This window comes from Dactylosporangium sp. CA-233914, assembly GCF_050942935.1.
GTDB lineage: Bacteria > Actinomycetota > Actinomycetes > Mycobacteriales > Micromonosporaceae > Dactylosporangium.
This window is the reverse complement of sequence record NZ_CP192030.1, coordinates 8248929-8272669: the sequence shown is the minus strand read 5'-3', so window position 1 is coordinate 8272669 and position 23741 is coordinate 8248929. Positions and strand designations below refer to the sequence as shown.

Here is a 23741-nt window from a genome sequence, read left to right as displayed (position 1 = left end):
CGTGACGTCACAGGCAAGACTTGTCTGCGCAAGCTGTTTATCGTTCGGCGTCGGTGTCGAGCAGTCGGCGGACGTCGCGCTCGACGAGCACCGGCACGAACGCGTGCACCTCGGCCGTGGCGTACCGCTCGCTCACGAGCCGGACGGCCGCGCGGACGGTTTCGGCGTCGTGGCGCCCGGCGTACCGGCGGATCAGTCGTTCGGTCGCGTGGTCGATGGCGTGCGTCTCGATCTGGGTCTTGAACTCCACGGCGAGCATGGCGAGCTCCTTCGGCGGTGACGTCTGCCTTCACGTCTCACTCTCGTCCGCGCACGCCGCCGCAACCAGGGGCCAACGACCCGCTCGACTCGGGACCGGCGACTCAGGTGCGCGGGCGCCGGGTGCGGGACCGTCGAGGTGGACCCGAATACGAGAGGTGGGCAGCGACAATGAGACGACTTCAGGTAGTGCTCCTCGGTGCCGGGGTCGCGGTGCTGGGCGCGGCGATGAGCGGTGCCCTGGCCCGGATGACGGTCATCGCCCAGCGCGAACCCGCCGCGGGCCGGCGGGAACCGGGCGGACGGAGCTGACGATGCGCGCGCTGCTGGTACGCGACGTGATGACCACGAGCGTGGTCACGGTCGCGCCCGACCTGGGCTACAAGCAGATCGCCGATCTGCTCGTCGAGGTGGGCGTGAGCGCCCTGCCGGTGGTCGGCGACGACCGGCGGGTGCTGGGGGTCGTCTCCGAGGCCGACCTGCTGCACAAGGTGGAGTACAACGGGGCCGACGTGCACCCCGGGCTGTTCGAGCGGCGCCGCTCCCGCGAGGCCAAGCAGAAGGCCACCGGCGAGACGGCGGCCGAGCTCATGACGGGCCCGGCGGTCACCGTGGCGGCCTCGGCCCCGCTCACGGTCGCGGCCCGGCTCATGGAGCGCCACAACGTCAAGCGGCTGCCGGTGGTGGACGACGACGGGCACCTGACCGGCATCGTCGCCCGCCGGGACCTGCTGCGCCGATACCTGCGCACGGACGACGAGATCCGCGCGGACGTGCTCGACGGGGTGCTGTCCGGGGTGCTGTGGCTCGATCCGATCGAGGTCGCCGTCGCCGTCGCCGAGGGGCACGTCAGCCTGACCGGCAAGGTGGACCGGCGCAGCACCGCCCAGATCGCCGTGCGGCTCACCCGGGCCATCGACGGCGTCGTGGGCGTGACCGACGAGCTCGAGTGGGGCTTCGACGACACCACCTTGCAGCGCCGGTACGCCTTCGACGTCTGACCGGCGACGGTCCGGCACCGAGGAGGGGTTTCGCAATGTCCAGCAGGATCGTCGCCGGATTCGACGGCTCCGCCGCGTCCCTGGCCGCCGTGCGGTTCGCCGCCGCCGCGGCGGCCGCGGCCGGCGCCGCCCTGCGGGTCCTGCACTCCCGGCTGCCGATCGCCGGCTACACGCTGCTGCTGCCGGCGGGCCGCGTGGCCCGGGGGGACCCGGCCCGGTGGCTCGTCGAGCGGGCGTGCGACGCGCTCCGCCACGACTATCCGGGCCTGGACGTCTCGACGGTGGCGACCGACGTCGGCGCCGCCGTGGCGCTGCTGCGCGCGTCCCGCTCGGCCGGGGCGCTCGTGATCGGCCGCACCGGCCACGGCACGGGGCGCCGCTCGCCGGTCGGGTCGACCGCCCGGCGGCTCACGGCCGGCGCGAGCGCCCGGTGACGGTCGTCGGCCCGCGGCTGCCCGGCGGCGGCCCGGTCGTGCTGGGCTTCGATCCGGCCGATCCGCGCTCCGCGGCGGTGCCGTACGCCTTCGGCGCGGCCCAGCGGCACGGAGCCGGGCTGCGGATCTGCTCCGTGCGGCCGGGCGAGGACCAGCCCTGGGCGGATGACGCGACGCTGCGGCGGGGCATCAGCGAGGCGATCGCCGGCTGGCGCGGGGCGTTCGCCGACGTCGCGGTGGCGCTCGACGTGGCCGCCGGGCTGGACCCGCTCACCCGGCTGCTCGACGTGTCGGCCGGCGCCGCCCTGATCGTCGTCGACAGCGGCTCCGGATGCGGTTTCGGCGCCGGGCAGCGGTTGCCGGACGTCCTCGCCCGCGAGGCCGTGTGCCCGGTCGCCGTGGTCCGCCCGCAGCGCTCGCACGGCCGGCGCCCCGTCCCGGCCGGCTGACGCTCAGGCACGGACCGGGTCGTCGGCCTTCCTGCCCGCGGGGCGTCGCGGCGCCGTGTCGTCGGTCCGCCACCGCAGCCGATCGTCGACCGCGGCGACGCAGTCGACCGTGCGGGCGAGCGCCACGAGCCGCTGGGCGGCGCTGCGCCGCTCCACGGTGCCGCGCAGGGTGGCGACCCCGTCGCGCACCTCGACCTCGATCCGCGTCGGGTCGACGCCGAAGGCCGGCAGGACCACGTTGTCCACGATCTCGTGCTCGACGGCGGCGTCGCTGCGCATCGTGCGGCGGATCAGGTCGCCGCGGGTGAGCATGCCGACCAGGCGGCCGGTGCCGTCCTCCACGACGGGCAGCCGCCCGACCCGGTGCCGGGCCATCAGCCGGGCGGCGATGCGGACCCCGGCGTCCGGGCCGACGGAAACCGCCGGCGTGGTCATGAGCTCGCGGGCGCTTCGCCGGGCGACGGCGTCGTCATCGGCGTCCCCGGCCAGCGCCGGGAGCAGGTCGGCCTCGGACACCACGCCGATCACCCGGTCGTCGGAGTCGACCACGGGCAGCCCGCTGACGCCGTAGTCGGTGAGCACGTCGATGATCTCGCGGACCAGGCAGTCCGCGGTGGCCACGACGACCTCGGGGGTCATCACGTCGGCAACGGTCAGCTGTCGCATCGGGCATCTCCCTTCGCCTCCATGGTCGGTCGCGCGGCCGCCCATCGTCACGGTCTTCGGTCCCGGATGGCGGACCCATCGGGCCCTACCGGCCGGCCGGTGCCGCGCCAAGCTGGAGTGAGAAGCCCGGACGCGGGAGGTGCCCGATGACCTCGACGACGATTCCCCGCAGTTGGAGCCCGCAGACCGTGGCGTCGCCGGTGGGCGACGCCGTCTGGGCGCCGTCGATCCACAACAGCCAGCCGTGGCGGTTCCGGTGTGCCGGCGTCGGTGTCGAGGTCCGGCTCGACACCGCCCGCCGGCTCGCGGTCTGCGACCCCGACGGGCGGGCCGCGCGCATATCGTGCGGCGCCGCGGCGTACACCCTCGCGCTGGCGCTGGCGATGTCCGGCCTGCCGGCCGACTGCCGCCTGGACGACGGCGATGCGCTGGTGCGTCTCGTGCCGGCTCCGGCGCGCCGGGTCGCGGGGATCGAGCGGCGACTGTACCAGCAGATCCACCGGCGGCACACCAACCGTGAGCCCTTCGCCGACCGGCCCATCGCAGCCGGGGAAGCGGCAGCGCTGGAGGAGGCCGCCCGGCAGGAGGGCGGCTGGCTGCACTTCGTGACCTGCGAGCAGGAGCTGTGGGACCTGGCCGCCCTGATCCGCGCCGCCGATGCGCAGCTGAACGCGAACCCGGCCTACCTGGCCGAACTGCGGGCGTGGAGCACCGCGGCGGACCACCGGGTGGAGGGCGTCTGCCGGTCCGCGGCCGGCGCCGCGCCCCATCCGGCGGAGCTGCTGACCAGGCGCGACTTCGGCGGCCCGGCGCACCTGGAGACCCGGGAGCTGTCCCAGCGGCCGGCCGTGGCGGTGCTGGGCGCGTTCGGCTCCGACCCGGCCGCCGAGGTGCGGGCCGGCATGGCGCTGCAGCGGCTCCTGCTCACGGCGGCGGACGCAGGTCTGGCCGCGGCGATGTTCTCGCAGCCGATCGAGGTGCCGGCGATCCGCGAGACGCTGCGGCGCTCGGTCTTCGCGGTGCACGATCCGCAGCTGGTGCTGCGCTTCGGCTACGCGCCGACCACCTGCTACACCAACCGGCGGCCGGTCGCCGAGGTCATGGACCGCTGAGCGGGCCTATGCCACCACGGCGGCCGTCGCCTCCGCGTGCGCCGGTATCCGGGCCGGGCCGTGCGCGACCAGGACCGGGCAGGCGGCGTACTCCAGCAGCCGGGCCGTCACCGACGGGTGCGGCGGCCGCGCGTGGTCGGCCGGGCATTGCGTGCCCAGGACCAGTAGGGTCGCCCACTGCGACGCGGCGGCCAGCGCGTCCACCGGGTCCCCGGGCTCGCTGCGCACCTCGACCTCGAGCAGCGGGTGCTCCGCGTGCCAGGGCCGGATGGTCTCGCAGAGCGCCTCGTGCACGGCGGCCTCGTCGGTGCTGAGGTCGCTGCCGCGCGCTGAGCCGGGGTGCCACAGGTCGGGGTGGCGCCACGCCTGGACGATGACGAGCCGGTCGCACCGCGCCGCCGCCTCCTCGAAGGCCGGCCGCAGCGTGCGCAGGGCCGGCTCGGAGCCGTCGAACCCGACGACGACCGGCCCGGTGTGGGGCAGGACGGCCTCCGGGGAGGCCCAGCGCTGTGCATTGTGGACGATGAGCACCGGGGCGTCAGCCCGGTGGCCGAGGGCCCGCGCGACCGAACCCAGCGGCGGGTCGAGGTGCTCGCCGGCACCGCGCCCGCCCACGACGACGAGGCGGGCGTCCTCGGCCAGCCGGCGCAGCACCTCGATCGGCCGGCCGCGGTGGGTCTCGCCGACCGCCGCGACCCCGACCCGCCACCGCCGCGCCTCCTCGGCGGCCCAGTCCGCGATCCGTTCCTGCTCGCGCTGCGCGTCCAGGGCCGCGTCCGGCGGCAGCACGCTGACCGCCAGCAGCATGCGGGTCCACCGGCAAGCCTCGTCCGCGGCCCACCGCAGCGCGCCGATGCTGTGCTGCGATCCGTCGACGCCGACGACGACCGGACCGTACTGATAAGTCATCAGGTCCTCCTGTCACGTGGCCGCCCGCTCCCGTGCCCTCTATCCATGCTGCCTCGCCGGAGGTCCAGGTGGTAAGGCCGAAGGGCCGGGGACACCGGGGACACACGCCCGCCGCCTTCGTGCATGAGGTGCCGATTCCCGGGAATCGAGCGCCGGACGGTGACATCGCGCGAGGAGGGTACGCCGATGACGGGCGAGCCGGTCGTGGTGGGTGTCGACGGGGGTGAGACGGCGCTGGCGGCGGCGCGGTGGGCCGCGGCCGAGGCCGCCCGGCGCGGGGCGGGGCTGCACGTGCTGCTCGCGTACCACTGGCGGGTGCCCGCGGTCCTCGGGCCGCGCGGCGGGCTCGCCGAGACCGCGCAGGACCTGGCGGAGATGGTCGCCGCCGACGCGGCCCGGCGGGCCGCGGACGCCGTGCCCGGGGTGGACGTGCAGGCCTCGGCCGTGCTGGGCCAGCCGGCCGATGTGCTGCTGCACGCGGCGGAGGGCGCCGGGCTGCTGGTCGTCGGCACCCGCGGCCGGCACGAGATCACCGGGACGTTCCTGGGCTCGGTGAGCCAGCAGGTGACGGCCCACGCGGCGGGGCCGGTCGCGGTCGTGCGCGGCCGCCCGGACCCGAGCGGGGACGTGCTGGTGGGCGTCGACGGCTCCGAGCCGTCCGACGCCGCGCTGGAGCTCGCGTTCGCCGAGGCGACCCGCTGGGGCAGCCGGGTGGCGGCGGTCCGGGCGCTGGAGGTGCCGATCGCTCCGCCGTCGCTGGGCACGCCGCCGCTGCTGTACGACGTGGAGGAGACCCGCCGGTCGCTGTGCCAGACCACCGCGGCGCACGTGGCCGCGGTCGGCGAGCGGCATCCGGGCGTGCCGTGGGAGTTCAACGGGATCGTCGGCGACGCGGCCGAGGTGCTGACCGAGCGCTCGGCCCGGTGCCGGATCGTCGTCGTCGGCAACCGCGGGCACGGCGGCTTCCGCGGGCTGCTGCTCGGCTCGGTCGGGCTCCGCCTGCTGCACCGGGCTGAATGCCCGGTGCTGGTCGCCCACGCGCCGGCACCGGGCGCCGTCTCCGGGGCATCGGCGGACGCCGCCGCGGCGGCGCCGTGAGCGCACGAGAGTCGGGGCGTGCAAACGCGGGGGATCGTGCGGGCGGCATGCCTCCCCGCAGCGCGACCTTCGTGGGAGGTAGGCCCGGATGGAGACGATGACCGCCTGGCAGGTGCACCGGCCCGGGCCGATCGCCGGGGGGCCGCTGCGGCGGGCGGTGGTGCCGGTGCCGGAGCCGGCCGCCGACGAGGTGCTCGTCCGGGTCCAGGTCTGCGCGGTCTGCCGCACCGACCTGCATCTGGCGGAGGGGGATCTCGCGCCGCGGCGCCCCGGCACGGTGCCCGGCCACGAGGTCGTCGGCACGGTCGAGCGGGTGGGCGCGCAGGTGACCGACCCGCCGCCCGGGACCCGCGTCGGCGTGGCGTGGCTGCGGCGGACCTGCGGGCGCTGCCGCTACTGCCGGCGGGGCGCGGAGAACCTCTGCCCGCAGTCGCGGTACACCGGCTGGGACGCCGACGGCGGATACGCCGAGTACTGCGTGGCCCCCGCCGCCTTCGTGTACCGGCTGCCCACCGGCTACAGCGATGCCGAGCTGGCGCCGCTGCTGTGCGCCGGCATCATCGGCTACCGCGCGCTGCGCCGCAGCGAGTTGCCGCCCGGCGGGCGGCTGGGCGTCTACGGGTTCGGCGGGTCGGCGCACCTGGCCGCGCAGGTCGCGATCGCCGAGGGGGCCACCGTCCACGTCGTGACCCGCGCGGCCGCCGCGCGGGAGCTGGCGCTGTCCCTCGGCGCCGCGTCGGCGTCGGCCACCGCGCCGCCGGAGCCGCTCGACGCGGCCATCCTGTTCGCGCCGGTGGGCACGCTGGTGCCGCCGGCGCTGGCGGCGCTGGACCGCGGCGGCACGCTGGCGATCGCCGGGATCCACCTGACCGACATCCCGCCGCTGCGCTACGCCGAGCACCTGTTCCAGGAGCGGCGGCTGGGCAGCGTCACCGCGAACACCCGGGAGGACGGCCGGCAGTTCCTCGAGTTCGCGCAGCGGCACCGCCTGAAGGTGACGGTGAACCCGTACCCGTTCGACGGCGCGCCCGACGCCCTGGCCGACCTCGCCGCGGACCGGTTCAGCGGCGCCGCGGTGCTGCACATGCCGGCCCGATAGCCGGGGCCGGCCTCAACCGGCCGGCGGCCCGTCGGCGGTGGGCTCGATGCCGTGGTACACCCGGCAGTGCGGATGGGCGTCGCCGTGGCGCATGTCGTGCAGCGCCCGCTCCTGACCCATGCAGGTGTCCTCGACGTAGTCGAGCCCGGCCTCGGCGGCGATGCGCCGGGCCGGCGGGCTGACGATGCCCAGCTGCAGCCAGACAGCGCCGGCACCGGCCGCGATGGCGGACCGGACGATCCCGGGCGCCTCGCCGGCCGGGCGGAAGACCTCGACGACGTCGATGTGCTCCGGGACCTCCGCCAGCCGGCGGTAGGCGGGCTCGTCCAGGATCCGTTCGGCGAACGGGTTGACCGGGACGATGCGCCAGCCCTGCTCCTTGAGCATCCGGGGCACCCAGTGCGCCGGCTTCTGCGGGTCGCGGGAGGCGCCGACGACGGCGATCGTGTGGGCCTCGGCGAGGATCTGTCGCGGGGTACGCATGCGGACCCGCCTCCTGTCGGCAGCGGCGGACGTTTCAAGCATCCGCCGCCGCGCCGCCGGATGGCGACCCGTCGGCCGGGACGGGGTCGGCGACGACCTCGACGATCTCGATCGCCGGGCGGCGCGGTGCCCGCGGCGGGGCCGGGCCGGCCGCCGGGACGCCGATGCGCAGGCCGATCGCCGGGTATCCGACGCCCCCGAGCATGTGGCGCAGCGTGCGGCGGGACACCTCGCGCTCCACCAGGTCACTCATCGCGGACGTGGCCAGGTGCTCGGCGGTGGCGGTGAGCATGACCGCGGAGAGCGCCACCCCGGCGGTGAGCCAGTCGTTCGGGCCGTCGCCGTCGGTCACGACGACGCCGTAGCGCGCCTCCCGGTCGCCGACGTCGACCTCGCTGGTGATGCTCGGCCCTCCGCCGGTGCCGGTGAAGTCGCGCAGCGGCACCGGCCGCGCGCCGGGCGGCGCGACCGTGTCCAGCGGGACGCCGTCGTCGCCCTCGCCCGGGCGGCGGACCCAGGCGGCGAGCTCGCTGCGGCACGCGGGGTCCGACAGCATGGCGGCGGTGGCCTGCCCGGCCGCGGTCGCGATGTCGGTCAGGTCGCGCGACCACGTCAGCTGCAGGTGAGCGCCGACCCGCTGGGCGGCGCGCCGCATGCGCTCCAGCGCGGGCTCCGGAACCGGCCGGGCCGCGAACGGGCGGCGGTCGGAGCTGCGGACCGGGATGGCACTGTGCAGGCGCTGGGCGCGGACGGACGGCGCGGCCGGGCCGCGGTACCGGATGACGGCGAGCAGGTCGCCCTCGCCTTCCGGGAACGGCTCGACCGTGAAGCCGGCCCCCTCGGCGGCCAGGGTGACGCACGCGTGGTGCAGTGCCGCGCCGCAGCTGACCACGAGCATCCGCCCGCTCGGGTCGAGGGCGGCCAGGCGGCGGCGCCGGTCGGCGTAGAGCAGCGCCGCGTCGCCGGCGATGCGCCAGTGCCACGGCTGGGTGTTGAGCACGGAGGGCGCCTGCACGGCGGCCACCGCCGCTCGGGTGAGCTCCCGGCTGACGGCACCGATGCGGAACGCGACCGGCGTCCCGGAGCCCGGTCCTCGCTGACTGCTCGGCATTGCGGTTTCCCCTCGCTCTTCCGATACTGCCTCCCCCTGCCCATTCCGCAGCGGACTACTCGGCTGCCGCGCAGTGGGCAGGCGCCCGGGCGAGCAGCCGCGCGGCGAGGCCGGGGACCGCTGCGAACCCGGCGGCCGTGGCGAGCTCGGGCAGGGTCAGCGCCTCGGTGCCGAGCAGGTCGCGCAGCCACGGCAGGTACAGCGCGCCCAGCTGCAGGGCCAGTGACACCACGACCGCAACGTCCAGGCCCCGGTTGTGCCGGTCCGTGCCGCGGGTGCGCACGGCGAGCGCCACGCCGAGCTGGGCCAGGCCGAGGACGGTGAACAGGACGGTCTGCCACGGGGCGCCGGCGTGGCGGGCCCACAGCGCGGCGCTGAGTGCGGTCGCGGTGATGAGCGCGGCGATGCCGGCGATGCGTCCGGTGAGGCCGCCGAGGATCGCGTCGCCGGGGCGGCGCGGCCGGCGGTGCATCAGCCCGGGGGCCGCGGGCTCACCGCCGAGGGCGACGCCCGGCAGGCCGTGGGTGTTCATGTTGATCCAGAGGATCTGCGCGGGCAGCAGCGGTACCGCCAGACCCAGCCACGGCCCGGCCAGCATCACGAGCACCTCCGCGGCGCCGCCGGACAGGGCGTAGACCAGGAACCGCCGGATGTTGTCGTAGATGCGCCGCCCCTCCAGCACCGCGCGCCCCACGGTGGCGAGGTTGTCGTCGGCGAGCACGAGGTCGGCGGCCTGCCGGGCGGCCTCGGTGCCGCCGCGACCCATGGCCACGCCGATGTCGGCGCGGCGCAGGGCCGGCGCGTCGTTGACGCCGTCGCCGGTCATCGCGACCACGGCGCCCTCGCGCTGCAGCCGCTCGACGATGGTGAGCTTCTGCTCCGGGTCGGTCCGGGCGAAGACCTCGATGCCGGGATCCGCGCTCGCGGCGGCGTCGCCGAGCGCGACCCGGGCCGGGCCGGTGGCGAGGCCGACGCGCTCGGCGATCGCGGCGGCGGTGGCCGGGGCGTCGCCGGTGATGAGCACCAGGCCGATCCCGGCCTCGCGGAACGCGGCGACGGTCTCGGGCGTCCCGGCCCGGACCGGGTCGGTCAGCACCGCCAGGCCCAGCAGGTCGAGGCGGCGCTCCGCCTCGGCGGCGCTGACGTATCCGGTGCGGCGGGCCCCGGCGACGGCCAGGACCCGGTAGCCCGACCGGGACAGCGCCTCGGCCGCCGCCGCGAGCACCCCGTCATCGGCGCACACCGGGCCGAGCAGGGCCTCGGGGGCGCCCTTGCACAGGACGAGGTACCCGCCATCGGGGTGGCGGTGGATGGTGGTCATCCGGCGCCGGACCGGGTCGAAGGGCACCTCGTCGATGCGGGGGAGCGCGCTGCGGAGATCGTCGGGCACTCCGCAGCGGGCCGCGGCCGTCAGCAGCGCGGCCTCCATCGGGTCCCCGACCGGCCGCCAGGCGCCGGGCCCGGCCTCGGGCGCGGCCAGCGCGGCGTCGTTGCACAGCGCGAGCGCTTCGGCCAGCCGCACGGCCTGCGGGCCGGGCGTGGGGTCGGCCGTGCCGCCCGGGTCGTAGCCGCGGCCGGTGAGGGTGACGGTCGCGCCGCCGGGCAGCACGAGCCGGTCGACCGACATGACGCCCTCGGTCAGGGTGCCGGTCTTGTCGGTGGCCAGGATCGTGACCGAGCCGAGCGTCTCCACGGCCGCGAGTCGCCGCACGATCGCCGAGCGGCGGGCCATGCGGTGCGCGCCGAGCGCGAGGGCGAGCGTCACCACGGCCGGCAGCGACTCCGGCACCGCGGCGACGGTCAGGCTGACCGCGGCGAGGAGCATCTCGCCGAACGGCTGGCCGCGCAGCACACCGACGGCCAGTACCACCGCGGACAGCACCGCCGCGGCCAGCGCGAGGACCCGGCCGAGTCCTGCCAGCCGGCGCTGCAGCGGCGTCGGCCGCCGTGGCTGGCCGGACACCAGCGCGGCGATGCGGCCCAGGGCGCTGTCGGGGCCGATGCGGGTCACCTCGCCGACCGCACGGCCACCGGCCGCCACGGTCCCGGCGGACAGCTCCTCACCGGCGCCGCGGGCCACCGGCATCGACTCGCCGGTGAGCGCGGCCTCGTCGACGCTGAGCTGGACCGCCTCGACGATGCGCAGGTCCGCGGGGATGATGTCGCCGGACTCGACGCGCACGATGTCGCCCGGCACCAGTTCGGCCGCCGGGATCGCGACGTCGGCGCCGTCGCGCCGCACCCGGGCCGACGGCGCGGCCATGCTCCGCAGCGCCGCCACCGCGCGGTCGGCCCGGATCTCCTGGACCACGCCGATGGTGGTGTTGAGCACGACGACGAGCAGGATGACGACGAGGTCGCTGACGTCGCGCAGCAGGGCGGTGACCACCATGGCCGCCAGCAGGACCAGCACGAGCGGGTCGCGCAGCTGGGTGCCGGCCCGCGCGGCGAGGGACGGAGGCCGGGGTGCGGGCAGCTCGTTGCGGCCATGGCGCCGCTGCCGCTCGGCGGCCTCGCTCGTGGTGAGCCCGGCGGTGCCGAGGGCTGGAAGGGCGGTCATGCTTCCACCGTGCCGCCCGGCGGCGCGGGACTGCAGGGCCGAACGTCACGCCCGGGTGAGGATCCCGTCACGACCGCCCGCCCGCCGGGCAACCGGATCGCGTGTTCGCGTGTCGGCGCGGCGATGGCGGGTAGCCGGGGCTCTTCCCGCTCACCGGATTCGGGAGTAGACATGCAGAGACCTGGATCGACGTGGAGACCGGCGGCCGTCCTCGCGATGACGGCCGGGGCCGGCGTGCTCGCCGGTGCCGTCATCGCCGCGCGGCGCCGCGGCCGCCCCGAGCCCGACCGCTGGCACAGCGTCACCATCTACAGCTCGCCCGAGAGGCTCGCGTCAATGCCGCCGCCGCTGGACGAGCTTGGCTTCCCGGTCGAGATCCGCATCCGGCCCGCGCCCGGGGACCGGGGCACGGAGCTCGCGGCCCGGATCGCGGACGGCTCCGGTGGCGACCGGGTCCGGCAGTTGCGCACCGCACTGCGGGAGGCCCGGTCCCTGGCGGAGGTCGGCGAGGTGCTGCGGCCGGACGCGCCGTCGGCCACGCAGCCGACCCTGACCGGGGCGCCGCTGGAGTACGCGACCCGGTACGGCAGGGAGGAGGGGCGGCTGTGAGGGCGATGTGCTGGGAAGGCGTGAACAAGGTCGGCCCGCAGGAGGTGCCCGACCCGCAGATCCGCAACCGCGGCGACATCATCGTCCGCGTCCGCCGGTCTGTGGCCTGCGGCTCGGACCTGCACCTGCTCGGCGGGTACATCCCGTTCATGCACCCGGGTGACGTGCTCGGGCACGAGTTCATCGGCGAGGTCGTCGAGGTCGGCCCGGACGTACGGCGGCACTCGGTGGGTGACCGGGTCGTCGTGTCGTCGTTCATCGCGTGCGGGCAGTGCTGGTACTGCCGGCGAGAGGAGTACTCCCTGTGCGACAACGCCAACATCAACCCGGCGATCACCGAGCAGCTGTGGGGCGCGGCGCCGGGTGGCTGCTTCGGCTACTCGCACGCGATGGGCGGCTTCGCCGGCAGCCACGCCGAGTACGTCCGGGTGCCGTTCGCCGACGTCGGCGCGTTCACCGTGCCCGAAGACGTCAGCGACGAGCGGGCCGTGTTCGCGTCCGACTCGGCCTCGACCGGGTGGATGGGCGCCGACCTCGGCGGCGTGCGCCCCGGTGACGTGGTGGCCGTCTGGGGCGCGGGCGCGGTCGGGCAGCTGGCGGCGCGGGCGGCGATGCTGCTCGGCGCCGAGCAGGTCATCTGCATCGACCGGTACGACTACCGCCTCGACATGACCCGGCGGCACATCGGCGCCGAGACGATCGACTACTCGAGCACCGACGTCGAAGCCGAACTGCTGGAGCGCACCGCAGGCCGCGGCCCGGACGTGTGCATCGAGGCCGTCGGCATGCAAGCCCGCACGGGCGGGCCGCAGGACGTCTACGACACGGTCAAGCAGCAGTTGCGGCTGCAGACCGACCGCCCGGCCGCGGTGCGCTCGGCGATCTACAACTGCCGCAAGGGCGGCAGCGTCTTCGTGCTCGGCGTCTTCGCCGGCATGGTGGACAAGTTCCCGCTGGGAGCGGTGATGAACAAGGGCCTGACGCTGCGCGGTGCGCAGGTGCACGGGCAGCGGTACATCCCGATGGTGCTGCGGCGCATGGCGCGCGGTGAGCTGGTGACGGAGCACCTGGCGACGCACACCATGCCGCTTTCGCGCGGGCAGGAGGGGTACACCATCTTCAAGGAGAAGCGCGACGGCTGCGTGCGCACCGTCTTCACGCCGTAGCGGTTCCGGGGGTAATTCCCCAGCCGACCATGACCAGCACGGGAACAGGAGAGAAGGACCCGACGTGTCTGATCCGAAGGGCGCGACCGAGAGCGTCAGCGAGAGCGAAAACCCGTCAATCCCCGCGCCGACCGCGAAGCCCCCGGGCCGGCCCCGCACCAACCGGGACTGGTGGCCCAACCAGCTGGACCTCTCGGTGCTCCACCAGCACTCGCCCCGGTCCAACCCCCTGGGCGAGGACTTCGACTACCGCACGGAGTTCAGCGGCCTCGACGTCGAGGCGCTCAAGCGGGACCTCGTCGAGCTGATGCGCACCTCGCAGGACTGGTGGCCCGCCGACTACGGCCACTACGGGCCGCTGTTCATCCGGATGAGCTGGCACGCCGCGGGCACCTACCGCATCGCCGACGGCCGGGGCGGTGGCGGCAGCGGCGCGCAGCGCTTCGCCCCGCTCAACAGCTGGCCCGACAACGCGAGCCTGGACAAGGCCCGGCGGCTGCTGTGGCCGATCAAGGAGAAGTACGGCCGGAAGCTCTCCTGGGCGGACCTGCTCATCTTCGCCGGCAACTGCGCCTACGAGTCGATGGGCTTCACCACCTTTGGCTTCGGCTTCGGCCGCGAGGACATCTGGGAGCCGGATGAGATCTTCTGGGGCCCCGAGGACACCTGGCTCGGCGACGAGCGCTACAGCGGCGACCGGGAGCTCGCCGGCCCGCTCGGTGCCGTGCAGATGGGCCTGATCTACGTCAACCCGGAGGGGCCCAGCGGCCACCCCGACCCGCTCGCGTCGGCCCGGGACATCCGCGAGACGTTCGGCCGGATGGCGATGAACGACGAGGAGACCGTGGCGCTCATCGTCGGCGGCCACACGGTCGGCAAGACGCACGGCGCCGTCGACCCGCAGTACCTCGGCCCCGAGCCGGAGGGCGCGCCCATCGAGCAGCAGGGCCTGGGCTGGAAGAACGCGCACGGCACCGGCGTCGGCGCGGACGCGCTCACCAGCGGCCTGGAGGGCGCGTGGACCTCCGCCCCGACCCGATGGGACAACGGCTTCCTGGACAACCTGTTCAACTACGACTGGGAGCTCACCACGAGCCCCGCCGGGGCGAAGCAGTGGACGCCGAAGAACCCCGAGGCGCAGGGCACCGTGCCCGACGCCCACGACCCGGCCGAACGGCACGCCCCGATGATGCTGACCTCGGACCTGGCGCTGCGCCTCGACCCGGTCTACGGCCCGATCGCGAAGCGGTTCCACGAGAACCCGCAGCAGTTCGCCGAGGCGTTCGCCAAGGCGTGGTACAAGCTGCTGCACCGCGACATGGGCCCGATCTCGCGCTATCTCGGCCCGTGGGTGCCGCAGCCGCAGCTGTGGCAGGACCCGGTCCCGCCGGTCGAGCACGACCTGGTCACCGACGCCGACGTCGTCGCGCTCAAGGCGAAGCTGCTCGAGTCCGGCCTGACGCCGCCCCAGCTGGTCGCGACCGCCTGGGCCGCGGCGGCGAGCTACCGCGGCACCGACAAGCGCGGCGGGGCCAACGGCGCCCGGCTCCGCCTGGCCCCGCAGAAGGATTGGGAGGTCAACGAGCCGGCGGCGCTCTCGTCAGTACTCGCGGTGCTCGACCGCGTCCGGCAGGACTTCACCGCCGGTGGCCGGAGGATCTCGCTGGCCGACCTCATCGTGCTGGGCGGCTGCGCGGGCATCGAGCGGGCGGCCCGGGACGGCGGGCACGACGTCACCGTGCCGTTCACGCCGGGGCGTACCGACGCCTCCCAGGAGCAGACCGACGCCGAGTCGTTCGCCGTGCTCGAACCGCGGGCCGACGGCTTCCGCAACTACGTGCGGGCCGGCGAGAAGCTCCCGCCGGAGGTGCTGCTGATCGACCGCGCCTTCATGCTCGAGCTCAGCGCCCCCGAGATGACCGTCCTGCTCGGCGGCCTGCGCTCGCTGAACGTCAACCACGGCGGCCGCGCCCACGGCGTGCTCACCGACCGCCCGGGCACGCTGAGCAACGACTTCTTCCGCAACCTGCTCGGCATGGGCACGGTCTGGTCGCCGTCGCGCACGCAGGAGCACGTCTACGAGGGCCGCGACCGTGCCACGGGCGAGCCGAGGTGGACCGCGACCGCGGTGGACCTGGTCTTCGGCTCCCACTCCCAGCTGCGCGCCATCGCCGAGGTCTACGCCGCGGCCGACGCCGGCGAGCAGTTCCTCCGCGACTTCGTGGCCGCCTGGACGAAGGTCATGAACCTGGACCGCTTCGACCTCGCCTGACAGCGCGTGCGTACGGCCGTTCGCGAGCCTCGCCGGCCGGGCCCGCGCCCGCACCGGGGCGGGCGCGGGCCCGCGGCAGCTCAGCGCGACAGGGCGCGCTCCAGCTCGGCCTTCGACATGTTCGAGCGCCCCTTGATGTTGCGCTGCTTGGCCTCGTTGTAGAGCTGCTCCTTGGTACGGCCCTGTGCGCCGGTGTGCGACCGCTTGCCGCCGCGGTGGCCCGACGACACGTCGGTGATGGAGGAACGGCTCGCGGTCCGCGATTCGCCGGCGCGGGCGCGTTCCTTGTTGACGGTCCGGGCCGCGATCTCCTTGGCCCGCTTGGTGGACTGGCCGCGGTTCTTGGCGCTGTCCTTGATGTGTTCGTACTGCCGTTCGCGCTTGGCGCTCGAACCCGCTGGCATGATCCCTCCTCCTTTGCGGCTTTTGATAAAGGGTTTCCCAGCCCGCGCCGCCTGTAACGCGTGGGTCACCAAGCCGTAGCTGTCGTATGCGCGATTGACGCGGGCCTTGCGGGGCCGCGGCGCCGACGATGGCCGCCATGAGTTCCTCGAATATTCTCGTCCGGCGTCGCCTCACGGTCGGCGCCGGCGTTCTCGTTCTGCTTCTGGCCGTGTTCACCGTCGTAGCGCGGGCGAACCCCGGGAATCTGATACTGCTGGGGCGGATCGGGCGGTGGACGCTGGCGGCGGCGCTGTTCCTCGGGCCGCTGGTGGTGGCCGGGTTCGTCCTGCTGTACGTCCGTGAGCGCGCCATCTCCATCACCGTCACGGTGCTGTGCGCCGTGCTCAGCGTGGTGCTCTTCGGCTGCTCCGGCTTCGCGTGGTTGTTGACGCCGAGCCACGAACGGACGGTGGTCGCCTGGTCGAGCGACCTGCGCTACCAGGTGGTGATCGACAAGAGCGACGAAGGGCTCAGCGAGCATCAGTGGGTGAGGGTCGTGCGGCCGGCGGGGCTGAACACCCGCGAGTCGGCGCAGCCGCTGCTGTGCGCGCGGGCCGAGTTCCAGGACCCGCCGCCGATGCAGTACTCGTCGGTCGCCTTCACCGGCGCGCACGAGGTCGAGCTGACGCTGACGGACGGCAGCCGGCACCGTATCGGCTTCCATCCCTCGACGGTCGAGCCCGAGTACACCCTCGACATCTGGTGCTACCTGGACGGCCCGCGGGTCCGCACCCTCGCCTGACGGCCGGCGCCCGCGGGCCGGGGCACCGCCCCGGCCCGCGGGCTCTATGCGCAGCCGCCGGGCGACTAATCGATGGGTACGTCCTCCACATTGCCTCCATGAGAAGTTGTGTCGACGCACCTGTTACAGGAAGGTTTCCCCTCCTAGCGTTCTCTGCGGGAAGTTGAGCAGTTTGACCGACTTGTCCGCTACCTGTCGGTGTAGACGCGGCCGGCTTCCCACCGACAGATCGGAAACGGAGGTCTAGTGTCAATCCGCCGTAGCACCCCACGCCGAACAGGCATGCTGGGTCTCGCCGCAGCCCTGACCGTGGGATTCCTGGTCGCCATCGCGCAGCAGCAGACCGCCGCCGCTGCTGGCGCGTGGACCAGCGAAACCATCGCGGGCATGAACGTTCGCGTCTACACCCCGTCAACCCCAGGCCTGCTGGCCGGCAAACGCGCCCTCATGATCAGCCTTCACGGCTGCGTCCAGACAAACGCCAATCTTCAGTCCGGGGCCAACTGGGCAAGCACCGCCGACCAGTACGGCATGGTTGTCGCACTCCCCGCCGCCCCGAACGGCGGCGTCATCCTCGGTTGCTGGGACTACTACGACACGAACCACAGCAGTAGCAATCCCGCCAGACACGACGACGATCTGCTGAACCTGGTCAGCGCCATGCTCGCGCGCACAGCGCTCAACCTCGATCCGAATCAGGTCTACATCTCGGGACTGTCGTCCGGTGGCGGCGAGACCATGGTCATGGGGTGTCTCGCGCCCGACGTCTTCGCGGGCATCGGCATCAACGCCGGACCGACCGTGGGAACGACGTCCGGCCAGATCTCCTCGGTCGCCACCAATCAGTCGACCGGAACCTCGGTCTGCAAACAGTTTGCCGGATCGCACACGGCCGGCTTCAGCACGCAACTGACCTCGGTGATCTACGGCAGTAACGACACGACGGTCGCGCCCGGCTACGACACGCTCGATGCTCAGATCATGGCGGGCATCTACGGCGCCAACACCACGTCGACGTTCAGCCTCAGCGGCCTGGCCGGCACCAACACCGCAGGCAGCGGGACGTTGTACTCCGACGCCCAGGGACCCCGGGTCTCGCTCATCCAGAACACGAACCTCGGCCACAACTGGCCGGCGGGAGCACAACCGGGTGGCAGCTACATCAGCACCAACAGCATCAACTACCCGGCGTATCTCACCAATTTCCTCTTCACCAACAACCGGCGTGTCGACCGGTCGACGACCCCGACCTCATCCCCGACCGCAACGCCGACCGCATCGCCGACCCCAACACCTACGCCTACGGCAACGCCGACGCCGACGTCGACGCTGTTCTGTGGCGCGGCGACGAACCTGCAACATCAGGCCGCCGGGCGGGCGACCAGCTACGGCGTGAACCCGTACAACCCGTACTACGCGAACGGGTCGTGGGGTTACATGGGGATGGGCGACGCGACGGTGACAACGTTGAAAGAAACCGCGCCCAGGACCTTCACGGTCGTAACCAGCTGCTGATCCACACCTCGACGACCTGTGGCGCCGAGCGCTGGCGCCACAGGTCGTGCGGGCGCGCCGAGGCGCTGCCGGTGATGCCGGCGGAGCGAGAATCGCCCGCTGGACTGATTCACGTCCAAGCGAAATTGACTACCGTACGGCCATGATGACCGTCGAAACCCGGCACGACCCGGAGCACGAGCTCATCTGGATCACCGTGGCCGGGCAGCTGACCACCGAGCGCAAGCACCATCTGCGCACCAGCATCAGCAAGGCGCTCGTCGCCTGCCCGCGGGCCGTCGTCGTCGACCTCACCGACTTCGACGACCCGACCGGCACCGCGGCGCCGCTGTTCCGGGCGGCACAGGACCGGGCCGCCAGCGACTACGGCGTGATCCTGCTGTGGGTGACGCCGGCCCGCGGGCAGCTGCGGGAGCGGCTGTTCAGCCCGTTCTGGCACCGCAGGCTGCGGCTGTACGGCGACCGCGCGCAGGCTGAGGTGGCCGCGCATCACGGCGCGCCCCCGCCGGACCGGTTCCGGCTCACCCTGCAGCCGGACGCGTTCGCCGGCAGCCGCGCCCGGCTGCTCGTCCAGGACGCCTGCGCCGCCTGGGCCGTCCCGCAGATCGCCACGGCCGCCCGCCGGGTCGTCTTCGAGCTGGTGTTCAACGCCGTCCTCTACGCCGGCACGGAGGTGACCGTCACCGTCAGCCGCCGCGGGGCGTACCTGCACCTGGCCGTCCGCGACGGCGACCGGCGCCCGCCGACGGTCCTGCCGGCCGCCCGCCGGCCCCACCCGGACCAGCCCGGCCAGCCGGGCGACGGCCTGCGCATCGTCGCCCGCACCGCGACCGCATGGGGCTACCTGCGCGACCCCGCCGGCAAGACGGTATGGGCCGCACTCCGGCTGCCGGGCACGGACGCGTAGCCGCCGGCGTCGTCGGGGTGCGGCCGGTCGCGCCACCGCTGGTGCTACCCGGCCCGGCCGCCGGGGCTCGGGGCCCGGCGACCGGTGAGCCACTGCACGAACCACGCGCCGGTCAGCTCCGTCAGGGCGGCCAGGGTGCCCGCCTCCTGCAGCTGGCGCCCGGCATCGCGCAGGATCGCCAGGCGGCCACCGTGCGCCAGCCCCTCGTACGCCGCCCGGTTGAGCTCGGCCAGATGCTCGTCGCGCCCGCCGGCCACCAGTAGCGCGGGCGCCCGGACCCGGCCCAGGTCGCGCCAGGCCAGGTCCGGCCGTCCGTCGTGGCACACGACCGCCGCGACCGGGTCGCGGGCCGGTCGAGCCGCGACCGCGAGGGCCGCGGCGGCCGCGTTGCCGGTGGCGAACAGGCCGATCGGCAGCGCCCGGACCGTCGCATCGGCGCGCAGGCGCCGCAGACCGCCGGCGAGCCGGTCGGCGAGCAGCCGCACGTCGCAGGCCGCTGTCCAGTCGAGCTCCTCCTCCGGCCGCAGCAGGTTCATCGACAGGGTGGCCAGCCCGGCGTCGCGCAGGCGGCCGCCGATCCAGCGGTACCGGGGCCCGAACTCGGCCCGCCGGCTGGTGTGCGCCAGCACGACGGCGCCCACGGCGTCCGGCGGCACGGTGAGGCGGCCGTGCTCCTCGGGCGGGTCGGCGACCCGGCGGCGGCCGGACGGCATGCTCCGGCCGTCCGCGGCGGCCAGCAGGGAGACCACCTCGTCGTCGGGCACCGGCCGGAAGTCGGCGTACCGTCCGCCGGCCCGTGCGCCGTCCGCGACCGTGTCCAGGTGGATCATCTGGTCGGCCGCCGCCGGCTCTTCCAGGCCGGCCTCGCCGGCGACAGGTACCGCCGCCAGCACTCGGGTCGCGCCCGCGATCCGTGCGGCCCGGCACGCCGCCCGCACCGTCGCGCCCGTGACGATCACGTCGTCCACGACGATCACCGGCCGCCCGCGGATGTCGGGCGCCGGACGCCCGGCGAGCAGCCGCCGGGCCCGGTCGGCGGCGCAGGCCCGGGCGCGGCCGGCCTCGGTCGCCAGCTCGTCGGCGTCGACGTTCGCCTCGTGCAGCACCGCGGCGTTCACGGCGAGCGCACCGCCGGGCCCCAGGGCCGCCATCGCCGAGTCCGGCTGGAACGGGACGGCGAGCCGCTGCACGACCAGCGGAGCCAGCCGGGTGCCCAAGGCCGCGGCGACCTCGACCGCGACCGGAACCCCGCCGCCCGGGACGGCCAGCACGACCGTGTCGCTTCGCAGTTCGCGCCCGAGCCGCTCGGCGAGGCGGCGTCCGGCCTCCGCGCGATCGGTGAATCGCCGGGGCCCGTTCGCGGGCCGGCCGTCGGTCGTCGCGGTCGTCATGCCGCCTCCGGCCTCGACACGTCGTCCTCGGGCAGGCCGAGCTCGCGGGCCTTGAGCAGGCGGCGCAGGACCTTGCCGTTACTGGTGTGCGGCAGGTCCGGCGCGAAGTCGATCTGTTGCGGGGCGAGCGCGCCGAGCCGGCCGCGGGCGAAGGCCAGCAGCTCCCGGCGCAGGTCGGTCGAGGGCCGATGACCGGGGCGCAGCGCGACGAACGCCTTGACGAGCGATCCCGCGCCCGGGTCGGGTTTGCCGATGACCCCCGCCTCGGCGACGGCGGGGTGCCGCATCAGCTGGCTCTCCACCTCGAACGGGCCGACGAGGTGGCCGCCCGACTTGATGACGTCGTCGGCCCGGCCGACGAACCAGTAGTATCCGTCGTCGTCGCGGCGGGCCAGGTCGCCCGAGAGGTACCAGCCGCCGGCGAAGCAGCGCGCGTACCCGGCCGTGTCGTGCAGGTAGCCGCGGAACATCGAGGGCCAGCCCGCCCGCAGCGCGAGCTCGCCGACGGCGCCCGGCTCCTCGATCGGCGACACGCGGCCGTCGCGCACGGCGGCCCGGCCGTCCTCGCCGCGGCGCAGCAGTGCGGCCTCCACGCCGGGCACCGGCAGGCCCATGGAGCCGGGCCGGATGTCCAGACCCGCGAAGTTGCTGATCATGATGGCCCCGGTCTCCGTCTGCCCCCAGGCGTCGTGCACCGCTCGCCCGAGCGCGCGCAGGCCCCATCCGACGATCTCGGGGTTGAGCGGCTCGCCGGTGGACGCCACGTGGCGCAGCGCGGACAGGTCGTGCCGCGTCGCCAGGTCGCCGCCGTGGCGCATCAGCATCCACAGCTCGCTCGGCGCGGTGTACCAGACCGTGACCCGGTGCCGGGCGAGGTTGGCGTACCAGCGCTCGGCCTCGTACTCGCGCTCGTCGACGAGCACCGTGGCGCCGACGGTGAGCGGGGCGACGATGCCGTACGAGGTGCCGGTGACCCAGCCGGGATCGGCGGTGCACCAGAAGACGTCGTCGGGGCGCAGGTCCAGGGCGAGCCTGCCCGTCGCGTGGTGGGCGACCACCGCCTCGTGGACGTGGACGACACCCTTCGGCCGGCCCGTGGCGCCGCTGGTGAAGTGGATCAGCGCCATGCTCAGCGGGTCCGTCGGCGGGACCTCGAAGCCGGCGCCGGCCCCGGACATGGCACGCTCGAGGCTCGTCGTGCCCGCGGGCACGTCCTCACCGGTGACGAGGACGTGGCGCAGCGCCGGCAGCATGGGCAGCACCGGCGCGACGCGCTCCTCGTACAGCTCCGGCGTGGTCACCACGACGGCCGCGTCACCGAACGCGAGCCGCTGCCGGACCGGTTCGCGGCCGAACGCGCAGAACAGCGGCGCGAGCACGGCGGTGTACTTCAGCGTGCCGAGGGCCGCGACGTACAGCTGCGGGCAGCGATCGAGCAGGCAGAACACCCGCTCGCCCGGCTTGACGCCCAGTCCGCCGAGCACGTTGGCGAAGCGGCTGGTCTGCTCGGCAAGCTGCGCGTAGGTCAGGTCGTGGCCGGCCCCGGCCTGGTTGAGGCACCGCAGGGCGACGGCGTCCGCGCGCTCGCCCCGGGCGTGCCGGTCGACGGCCTGGTAGGCGATGTTGAGACCGGCGCCGGAGGGCTGTTGCGGCAGCCACGTGCGCGCGTGCCGCCAGGTGAAGTCGTGGCACGCCCACCGGTAGTCGCTCAGGTTCGCGGCGGAGCGCTCCGCCGCGCTCTTGACGACGGGTTCGTACCCCATTGCCGGACTCTGCCCCGCCCGCGGCTGGTGAAACGGCCGCCGGGGCAGGCCGCGGGCGGGGTTTCGGGACGTTCGGCCTTGGATGTTGGCGAGGGTTGGGCGAGGTTGGATAGGGAAGAGTTTCGGCTCGAGGATGGGAGATGGGTCCGATGCGTACCGCACGGCAGATTCTGGCGGACGCGAGGACGATCGCGGTCGTCGGAGCGTCACGGGATCCGCTCAAGGCCGGGTACTGGGTGCCGAAGATGCTGCAGGAACAAGGCTGGCGGATCATTCCGGTCAACCCGCACGCCGCGCGGCTCTTCGGCGAGCACTCCTACGCACGGCTCTCTGATGTTCCGTGCGACCTCGACGTGGTGAGCGTCTTCCGGCCGGCCCACGAGGCACCGGGGATTGTGCGTGCGGCGGCGGCGATCGGCGCCGGCGCCGTGTGGCTGCAGATCGGCCTGGCCAGTCCGCAGGCGCGGCAGCTGGCCGAGGCGTCCGGGATCGACTATGTCGAGGACACCTGCATCGGCATGGAACGCACGCTGTCTCAGATGGTCGCCGGCGGCGTCACGCCCGCGTCCCCGGTGTACCACGGCATCAACCCCCGCCTGGCGCCGGCGGCCGCCGGCAAAGCCGCGCCGGCACGGCCCGCGCAGCCCCATCGGTCGGTCGCCTGGCAGGAGGCCCGGCACCGGGCCGGCCGCCATGCCGGTCGCCGGCGGGCCGGGACACAGCAGCGGCTGGCGCGGTGGCGCACGCACACCGCCCACAACCCGGGGGGTGCGGCGAGGCCCGGACGGTGAGTGCGGGCCGCTATCGGGCGGCGGTGCCGGCCGACCGGCGGTGCCTGGTGTTCACCTGGGCGGTGATGTAGATGCCGATGATCGCGAAGATGATCTGGATGGCGTGCCGGATCCAGTCGACGCCGCTGGTCCTGCCCACGCCGAGCCAGGTGGCGACCAGGCCTCCGACGAAGGCCGCGATGATGCCGACCACCACGGTGGCGAGGACCGAGATGTTCTGCCGTCCGGGCAGAATGAGCCGTGCCAGCACGCCGAGCACGGCGCCGCCGATGATCGCCCACAGGATTGTTCCGATCATGGTCGTCGGCCTCCTCTCGGCGGTGCGCCGGATCGACGCACCTTCACGCTCAACGTACCGCCGCGCCCACGATCCGGACGGATGGTCATGCGTGTGATTTCGTGCGGGCGCGCCGGTCGACGCCGATGCCCGCCGAACCCGGTTGACACCTCCCGGTCTGGGTAGGGAATTGTCGCGGAGATTGCCAGCTGCACCGGAAGGAGGCCGGCGATGACGGGCGGAACGGGATACCACACGTTCTCCTCCACAGTGGACAAGACCAATCACCTGCTCAAGGACATTGAGCAGGTGTACGGCTGGCCGAGGGAGCGGCGCAACCAATCCTTCGCCGCGCTCCGGTCGGTGCTGCACGCCGTGCGCGACCGGCTGCCGGTGGCCGAGTCGGCGAACTTCGCGGCGTGCCTGCCGATGCTGGTGCGCGGCCTCTACTACGAGGGCTGGGAGCCCAGCCGCGTGCCGGTGAAGATGAACCGGGACGAGTTCCGCGAACGGGTGCGCAGCGAGTTCCCGTTCGAGGTCGACGGCGGCATCGACGCGCTCATCTCGACCGTGCTCACCGCACTCAAGCGCTTCGGCGCCGAGGGCGAGTGGGAGGAGGTGAAGGGCAGCATGCCGAAGGAGTTGGCGGCGGCGATGCCCTGAGGACGCCGAGGGCAGCGTTGA

The 23741-nt window shown here is 74.3% G+C and carries 24 protein-coding genes and 1 pseudogene; 15 read left to right on the top strand and 10 right to left on the bottom strand.

Annotated features, from left to right (window positions below; translation table 11 throughout):
- Positions 1-37: 37 nt before the first annotated feature.
- Positions 38-259 (bottom strand): three-helix bundle dimerization domain-containing protein, encoded by a 222-nt coding sequence (locus ACQPY0_RS36920; protein WP_432971488.1) that lies wholly within the window; start codon positions 257-259, stop codon positions 38-40.
- A 170-nt stretch (positions 260-429) separates the two neighbouring features.
- On the opposite strand from ACQPY0_RS36920, the gene ACQPY0_RS36915 reads away from it, so the two are divergent.
- Genes ACQPY0_RS36915 through ACQPY0_RS36900 form a run of 4 tightly spaced genes read left to right on the top strand, consistent with a single transcriptional unit; the run spans position 430 to position 2142 of the window.
- Positions 430-570 carry a hypothetical protein gene (locus ACQPY0_RS36915; RefSeq protein ID WP_432971485.1) on the top strand — a complete coding sequence of 47 codons (141 nt, stop codon included), beginning with the start codon at positions 430-432 and terminating at the stop codon, positions 568-570.
- 2 nt (positions 571-572) lie between these two features.
- Complete coding sequence (locus ACQPY0_RS36910; protein WP_432971482.1) at positions 573-1259, top strand: CBS domain-containing protein; 687 nt, start codon at positions 573-575, stop codon at positions 1257-1259.
- 35 nt (positions 1260-1294) lie between these two features.
- Complete coding sequence (locus ACQPY0_RS36905) at positions 1295-1693, top strand: universal stress protein (protein WP_432971479.1); 399 nt, start codon at positions 1295-1297, stop codon at positions 1691-1693.
- Positions 1690-2142, top strand: coding sequence for a hypothetical protein (locus tag ACQPY0_RS36900; RefSeq protein WP_432971476.1), 453 nt, complete (start codon positions 1690-1692; stop codon positions 2140-2142). Before ACQPY0_RS36905 ends, ACQPY0_RS36900 begins: the two co-directional genes overlap by 4 nt.
- Positions 2143-2145: 3 nt before the next feature.
- Here ACQPY0_RS36900 and ACQPY0_RS36895 read toward each other — a convergent pair whose 3' ends face one another.
- On the bottom strand, positions 2146-2808 hold the full coding sequence (locus ACQPY0_RS36895) for a CBS domain-containing protein (protein ID WP_432971473.1): 663 nt from the start codon (positions 2806-2808) through the stop codon (positions 2146-2148).
- A gap of 146 nt (positions 2809-2954) precedes the next feature.
- Here ACQPY0_RS36895 and ACQPY0_RS36890 point away from each other — a divergent pair, with 146 nt between their 5' ends.
- Positions 2955-3920, top strand: coding sequence for an Acg family FMN-binding oxidoreductase (locus ACQPY0_RS36890; protein ID WP_432971470.1), 966 nt, complete (start codon positions 2955-2957; stop codon positions 3918-3920).
- Positions 3921-3926: 6 nt separating this feature from the next.
- On the opposite strand, the gene ACQPY0_RS36885 is transcribed toward ACQPY0_RS36890, so the two are convergent.
- Positions 3927-4829, bottom strand: coding sequence for a universal stress protein (locus ACQPY0_RS36885; protein ID WP_432971467.1), 903 nt, complete (start codon positions 4827-4829; stop codon positions 3927-3929).
- A gap of 186 nt (positions 4830-5015) precedes the next feature.
- Between ACQPY0_RS36885 and ACQPY0_RS36880 the strand changes: the two genes are divergently transcribed.
- Both ACQPY0_RS36880 and ACQPY0_RS36875 read left to right on the top strand, forming a co-directional pair.
- Positions 5016-5927 carry a universal stress protein gene (locus ACQPY0_RS36880; RefSeq protein WP_432971464.1) on the top strand — a complete coding sequence of 304 codons (912 nt, stop codon included), beginning with the start codon at positions 5016-5018 and terminating at the stop codon, positions 5925-5927.
- 88 nt (positions 5928-6015) lie between these two features.
- A complete protein-coding gene (locus ACQPY0_RS36875; protein WP_432971461.1) occupies positions 6016-7026 on the top strand; it encodes a zinc-binding alcohol dehydrogenase family protein in 1011 nt (336 codons plus the stop codon).
- A 12-nt stretch (positions 7027-7038) separates the two neighbouring features.
- Here ACQPY0_RS36875 and ACQPY0_RS36870 read toward each other — a convergent pair whose 3' ends face one another.
- Genes ACQPY0_RS36870 through ACQPY0_RS36860 form a run of 3 tightly spaced genes read right to left on the bottom strand, consistent with a single transcriptional unit; the run spans position 7039 to position 11180 of the window.
- Positions 7039-7509 carry a CoA-binding protein gene (locus ACQPY0_RS36870; protein WP_432971458.1) on the bottom strand — a complete coding sequence of 157 codons (471 nt, stop codon included), beginning with the start codon at positions 7507-7509 and terminating at the stop codon, positions 7039-7041.
- A 34-nt stretch (positions 7510-7543) separates the two neighbouring features.
- Positions 7544-8620 carry an Acg family FMN-binding oxidoreductase gene (locus tag ACQPY0_RS36865; protein WP_432971455.1) on the bottom strand — a complete coding sequence of 359 codons (1077 nt, stop codon included), beginning with the start codon at positions 8618-8620 and terminating at the stop codon, positions 7544-7546.
- A gap of 55 nt (positions 8621-8675) precedes the next feature.
- Entirely contained in the window at positions 8676-11180 is a 2505-nt protein-coding gene (locus ACQPY0_RS36860; protein ID WP_432971452.1) for a cation-translocating P-type ATPase, read from the bottom strand.
- Between the two features lie 171 nt (positions 11181-11351).
- On the opposite strand from ACQPY0_RS36860, the gene ACQPY0_RS36855 reads away from it, so the two are divergent.
- The 3 genes from ACQPY0_RS36855 (at position 11352) to katG (ending at position 15227) form a co-directional block, all read left to right on the top strand.
- Positions 11352-11789, top strand: a complete 438-nt coding sequence (locus ACQPY0_RS36855; protein WP_432971449.1) for a hypothetical protein — start codon at positions 11352-11354, stop codon at positions 11787-11789.
- Positions 11786-12955, top strand: coding sequence for a zinc-dependent alcohol dehydrogenase (locus ACQPY0_RS36850; protein ID WP_432971446.1), 1170 nt, complete (start codon positions 11786-11788; stop codon positions 12953-12955). Before ACQPY0_RS36855 ends, ACQPY0_RS36850 begins: the two co-directional genes overlap by 4 nt.
- Before the next feature lie 64 nt (positions 12956-13019).
- Positions 13020-15227, top strand: coding sequence for a catalase/peroxidase HPI (gene katG, locus ACQPY0_RS36845; RefSeq protein ID WP_432971443.1), 2208 nt, complete (start codon positions 13020-13022; stop codon positions 15225-15227).
- An 80-nt stretch (positions 15228-15307) separates the two neighbouring features.
- Here the strand turns inward: katG and ACQPY0_RS36840 are convergent, their stop codons facing one another.
- Positions 15308-15631 carry a plasmid stabilization protein gene (locus ACQPY0_RS36840; RefSeq protein WP_432971440.1) on the bottom strand — a complete coding sequence of 108 codons (324 nt, stop codon included), beginning with the start codon at positions 15629-15631 and terminating at the stop codon, positions 15308-15310.
- A 137-nt stretch (positions 15632-15768) separates the two neighbouring features.
- Between ACQPY0_RS36840 and ACQPY0_RS36835 the strand changes: the two genes are divergently transcribed.
- The 3 genes from ACQPY0_RS36835 (at position 15769) to ACQPY0_RS36825 (ending at position 18835) form a co-directional block, all read left to right on the top strand.
- The gene (locus ACQPY0_RS36835) at positions 15769-16413 is read left to right on the top strand and encodes a hypothetical protein (protein ID WP_432971437.1); all 645 of its coding nucleotides are present in this window, start codon (positions 15769-15771) and stop codon (positions 16411-16413) included.
- Positions 16414-16695: 282 nt separating this feature from the next.
- Positions 16696-17928, top strand: coding sequence for an extracellular catalytic domain type 1 short-chain-length polyhydroxyalkanoate depolymerase (locus tag ACQPY0_RS36830; RefSeq protein ID WP_432971434.1), 1233 nt, complete (start codon positions 16696-16698; stop codon positions 17926-17928).
- 142 nt (positions 17929-18070) lie between these two features.
- Complete coding sequence (locus ACQPY0_RS36825) at positions 18071-18835, top strand: ATP-binding protein (protein ID WP_432971431.1); 765 nt, start codon at positions 18071-18073, stop codon at positions 18833-18835.
- Positions 18836-18879: 44 nt separating this feature from the next.
- Here ACQPY0_RS36825 and ACQPY0_RS36820 read toward each other — a convergent pair whose 3' ends face one another.
- Positions 18880-20226, bottom strand: coding sequence for a phosphoribosyltransferase family protein (locus ACQPY0_RS36820; RefSeq protein ID WP_432971428.1), 1347 nt, complete (start codon positions 20224-20226; stop codon positions 18880-18882).
- The gene (gene acsA / locus ACQPY0_RS36815; protein ID WP_432971425.1) at positions 20223-21989 is read right to left on the bottom strand and encodes an acetate--CoA ligase; all 1767 of its coding nucleotides are present in this window, start codon (positions 21987-21989) and stop codon (positions 20223-20225) included. Before acsA ends, ACQPY0_RS36820 begins: the two co-directional genes overlap by 4 nt.
- Positions 21990-22138: 149 nt before the next feature.
- On the opposite strand from acsA, the pseudogene ACQPY0_RS36810 reads away from it, so the two are divergent.
- Positions 22139-22543 (top strand): annotated as a pseudogene (locus ACQPY0_RS36810) (CoA-binding protein); the annotation flags it as partial.
- Between the two features lie 247 nt (positions 22544-22790).
- Here ACQPY0_RS36810 and ACQPY0_RS36805 read toward each other — a convergent pair.
- Complete coding sequence (locus tag ACQPY0_RS36805; protein ID WP_432971422.1) at positions 22791-23078, bottom strand: GlsB/YeaQ/YmgE family stress response membrane protein; 288 nt, start codon at positions 23076-23078, stop codon at positions 22791-22793.
- Between the two features lie 210 nt (positions 23079-23288).
- On the opposite strand from ACQPY0_RS36805, the gene ACQPY0_RS36800 reads away from it, so the two are divergent.
- Positions 23289-23720 (top strand): DUF2267 domain-containing protein, encoded by a 432-nt coding sequence (locus tag ACQPY0_RS36800; RefSeq protein ID WP_432971419.1) that lies wholly within the window; start codon positions 23289-23291, stop codon positions 23718-23720.
- Positions 23721-23741: the final 21 nt, after the last annotated feature.

Excerpts from the sequence above, each read along its gene's own strand:
- ACQPY0_RS36920 (WP_432971488.1), bottom strand. The coding sequence starts at position 259 with ATGCTCGCCGTGGAGTTCAAGACCCAGATCGAGACGCACGCCATCGAC.
- ACQPY0_RS36915 (WP_432971485.1), top strand. The coding sequence starts at position 430 with ATGAGACGACTTCAGGTAGTGCTCCTCGGTGCCGGGGTCGCGGTGCTG.
- ACQPY0_RS36910 (WP_432971482.1), top strand. The coding sequence starts at position 573 with ATGCGCGCGCTGCTGGTACGCGACGTGATGACCACGAGCGTGGTCACG.
- ACQPY0_RS36905 (WP_432971479.1), top strand. The coding sequence starts at position 1,295 with ATGTCCAGCAGGATCGTCGCCGGATTCGACGGCTCCGCCGCGTCCCTG.
- ACQPY0_RS36895 (WP_432971473.1), bottom strand. The coding sequence starts at position 2,808 with ATGCGACAGCTGACCGTTGCCGACGTGATGACCCCCGAGGTCGTCGTG.
- ACQPY0_RS36890 (WP_432971470.1), top strand. The coding sequence starts at position 2,955 with ATGACCTCGACGACGATTCCCCGCAGTTGGAGCCCGCAGACCGTGGCG.
- ACQPY0_RS36885 (WP_432971467.1), bottom strand. The coding sequence starts at position 4,829 with ATGACTTATCAGTACGGTCCGGTCGTCGTCGGCGTCGACGGATCGCAG.
- ACQPY0_RS36880 (WP_432971464.1), top strand. The coding sequence starts at position 5,016 with ATGACGGGCGAGCCGGTCGTGGTGGGTGTCGACGGGGGTGAGACGGCG.
- ACQPY0_RS36875 (WP_432971461.1), top strand. The coding sequence starts at position 6,016 with ATGGAGACGATGACCGCCTGGCAGGTGCACCGGCCCGGGCCGATCGCC.
- ACQPY0_RS36870 (WP_432971458.1), bottom strand. The coding sequence starts at position 7,509 with ATGCGTACCCCGCGACAGATCCTCGCCGAGGCCCACACGATCGCCGTC.
- ACQPY0_RS36865 (WP_432971455.1), bottom strand. The coding sequence starts at position 8,620 with ATGCCGAGCAGTCAGCGAGGACCGGGCTCCGGGACGCCGGTCGCGTTC.
- ACQPY0_RS36860 (WP_432971452.1), bottom strand. The coding sequence starts at position 11,180 with ATGACCGCCCTTCCAGCCCTCGGCACCGCCGGGCTCACCACGAGCGAG.
- ACQPY0_RS36855 (WP_432971449.1), top strand. The coding sequence starts at position 11,352 with ATGCAGAGACCTGGATCGACGTGGAGACCGGCGGCCGTCCTCGCGATG.
- ACQPY0_RS36840 (WP_432971440.1), bottom strand. The coding sequence starts at position 15,631 with ATGCCAGCGGGTTCGAGCGCCAAGCGCGAACGGCAGTACGAACACATC.
- ACQPY0_RS36835 (WP_432971437.1), top strand. The coding sequence starts at position 15,769 with ATGAGTTCCTCGAATATTCTCGTCCGGCGTCGCCTCACGGTCGGCGCC.
- ACQPY0_RS36830 (WP_432971434.1), top strand. The coding sequence starts at position 16,696 with ATGCTGGGTCTCGCCGCAGCCCTGACCGTGGGATTCCTGGTCGCCATC.
- ACQPY0_RS36825 (WP_432971431.1), top strand. The coding sequence starts at position 18,071 with ATGATGACCGTCGAAACCCGGCACGACCCGGAGCACGAGCTCATCTGG.
- ACQPY0_RS36820 (WP_432971428.1), bottom strand. The coding sequence starts at position 20,226 with ATGACGACCGCGACGACCGACGGCCGGCCCGCGAACGGGCCCCGGCGA.
- acsA (WP_432971425.1), bottom strand. The coding sequence starts at position 21,989 with ATGGGGTACGAACCCGTCGTCAAGAGCGCGGCGGAGCGCTCCGCCGCG.
- ACQPY0_RS36805 (WP_432971422.1), bottom strand. The coding sequence starts at position 23,078 with ATGATCGGAACAATCCTGTGGGCGATCATCGGCGGCGCCGTGCTCGGC.
- ACQPY0_RS36800 (WP_432971419.1), top strand. The coding sequence starts at position 23,289 with ATGACGGGCGGAACGGGATACCACACGTTCTCCTCCACAGTGGACAAG.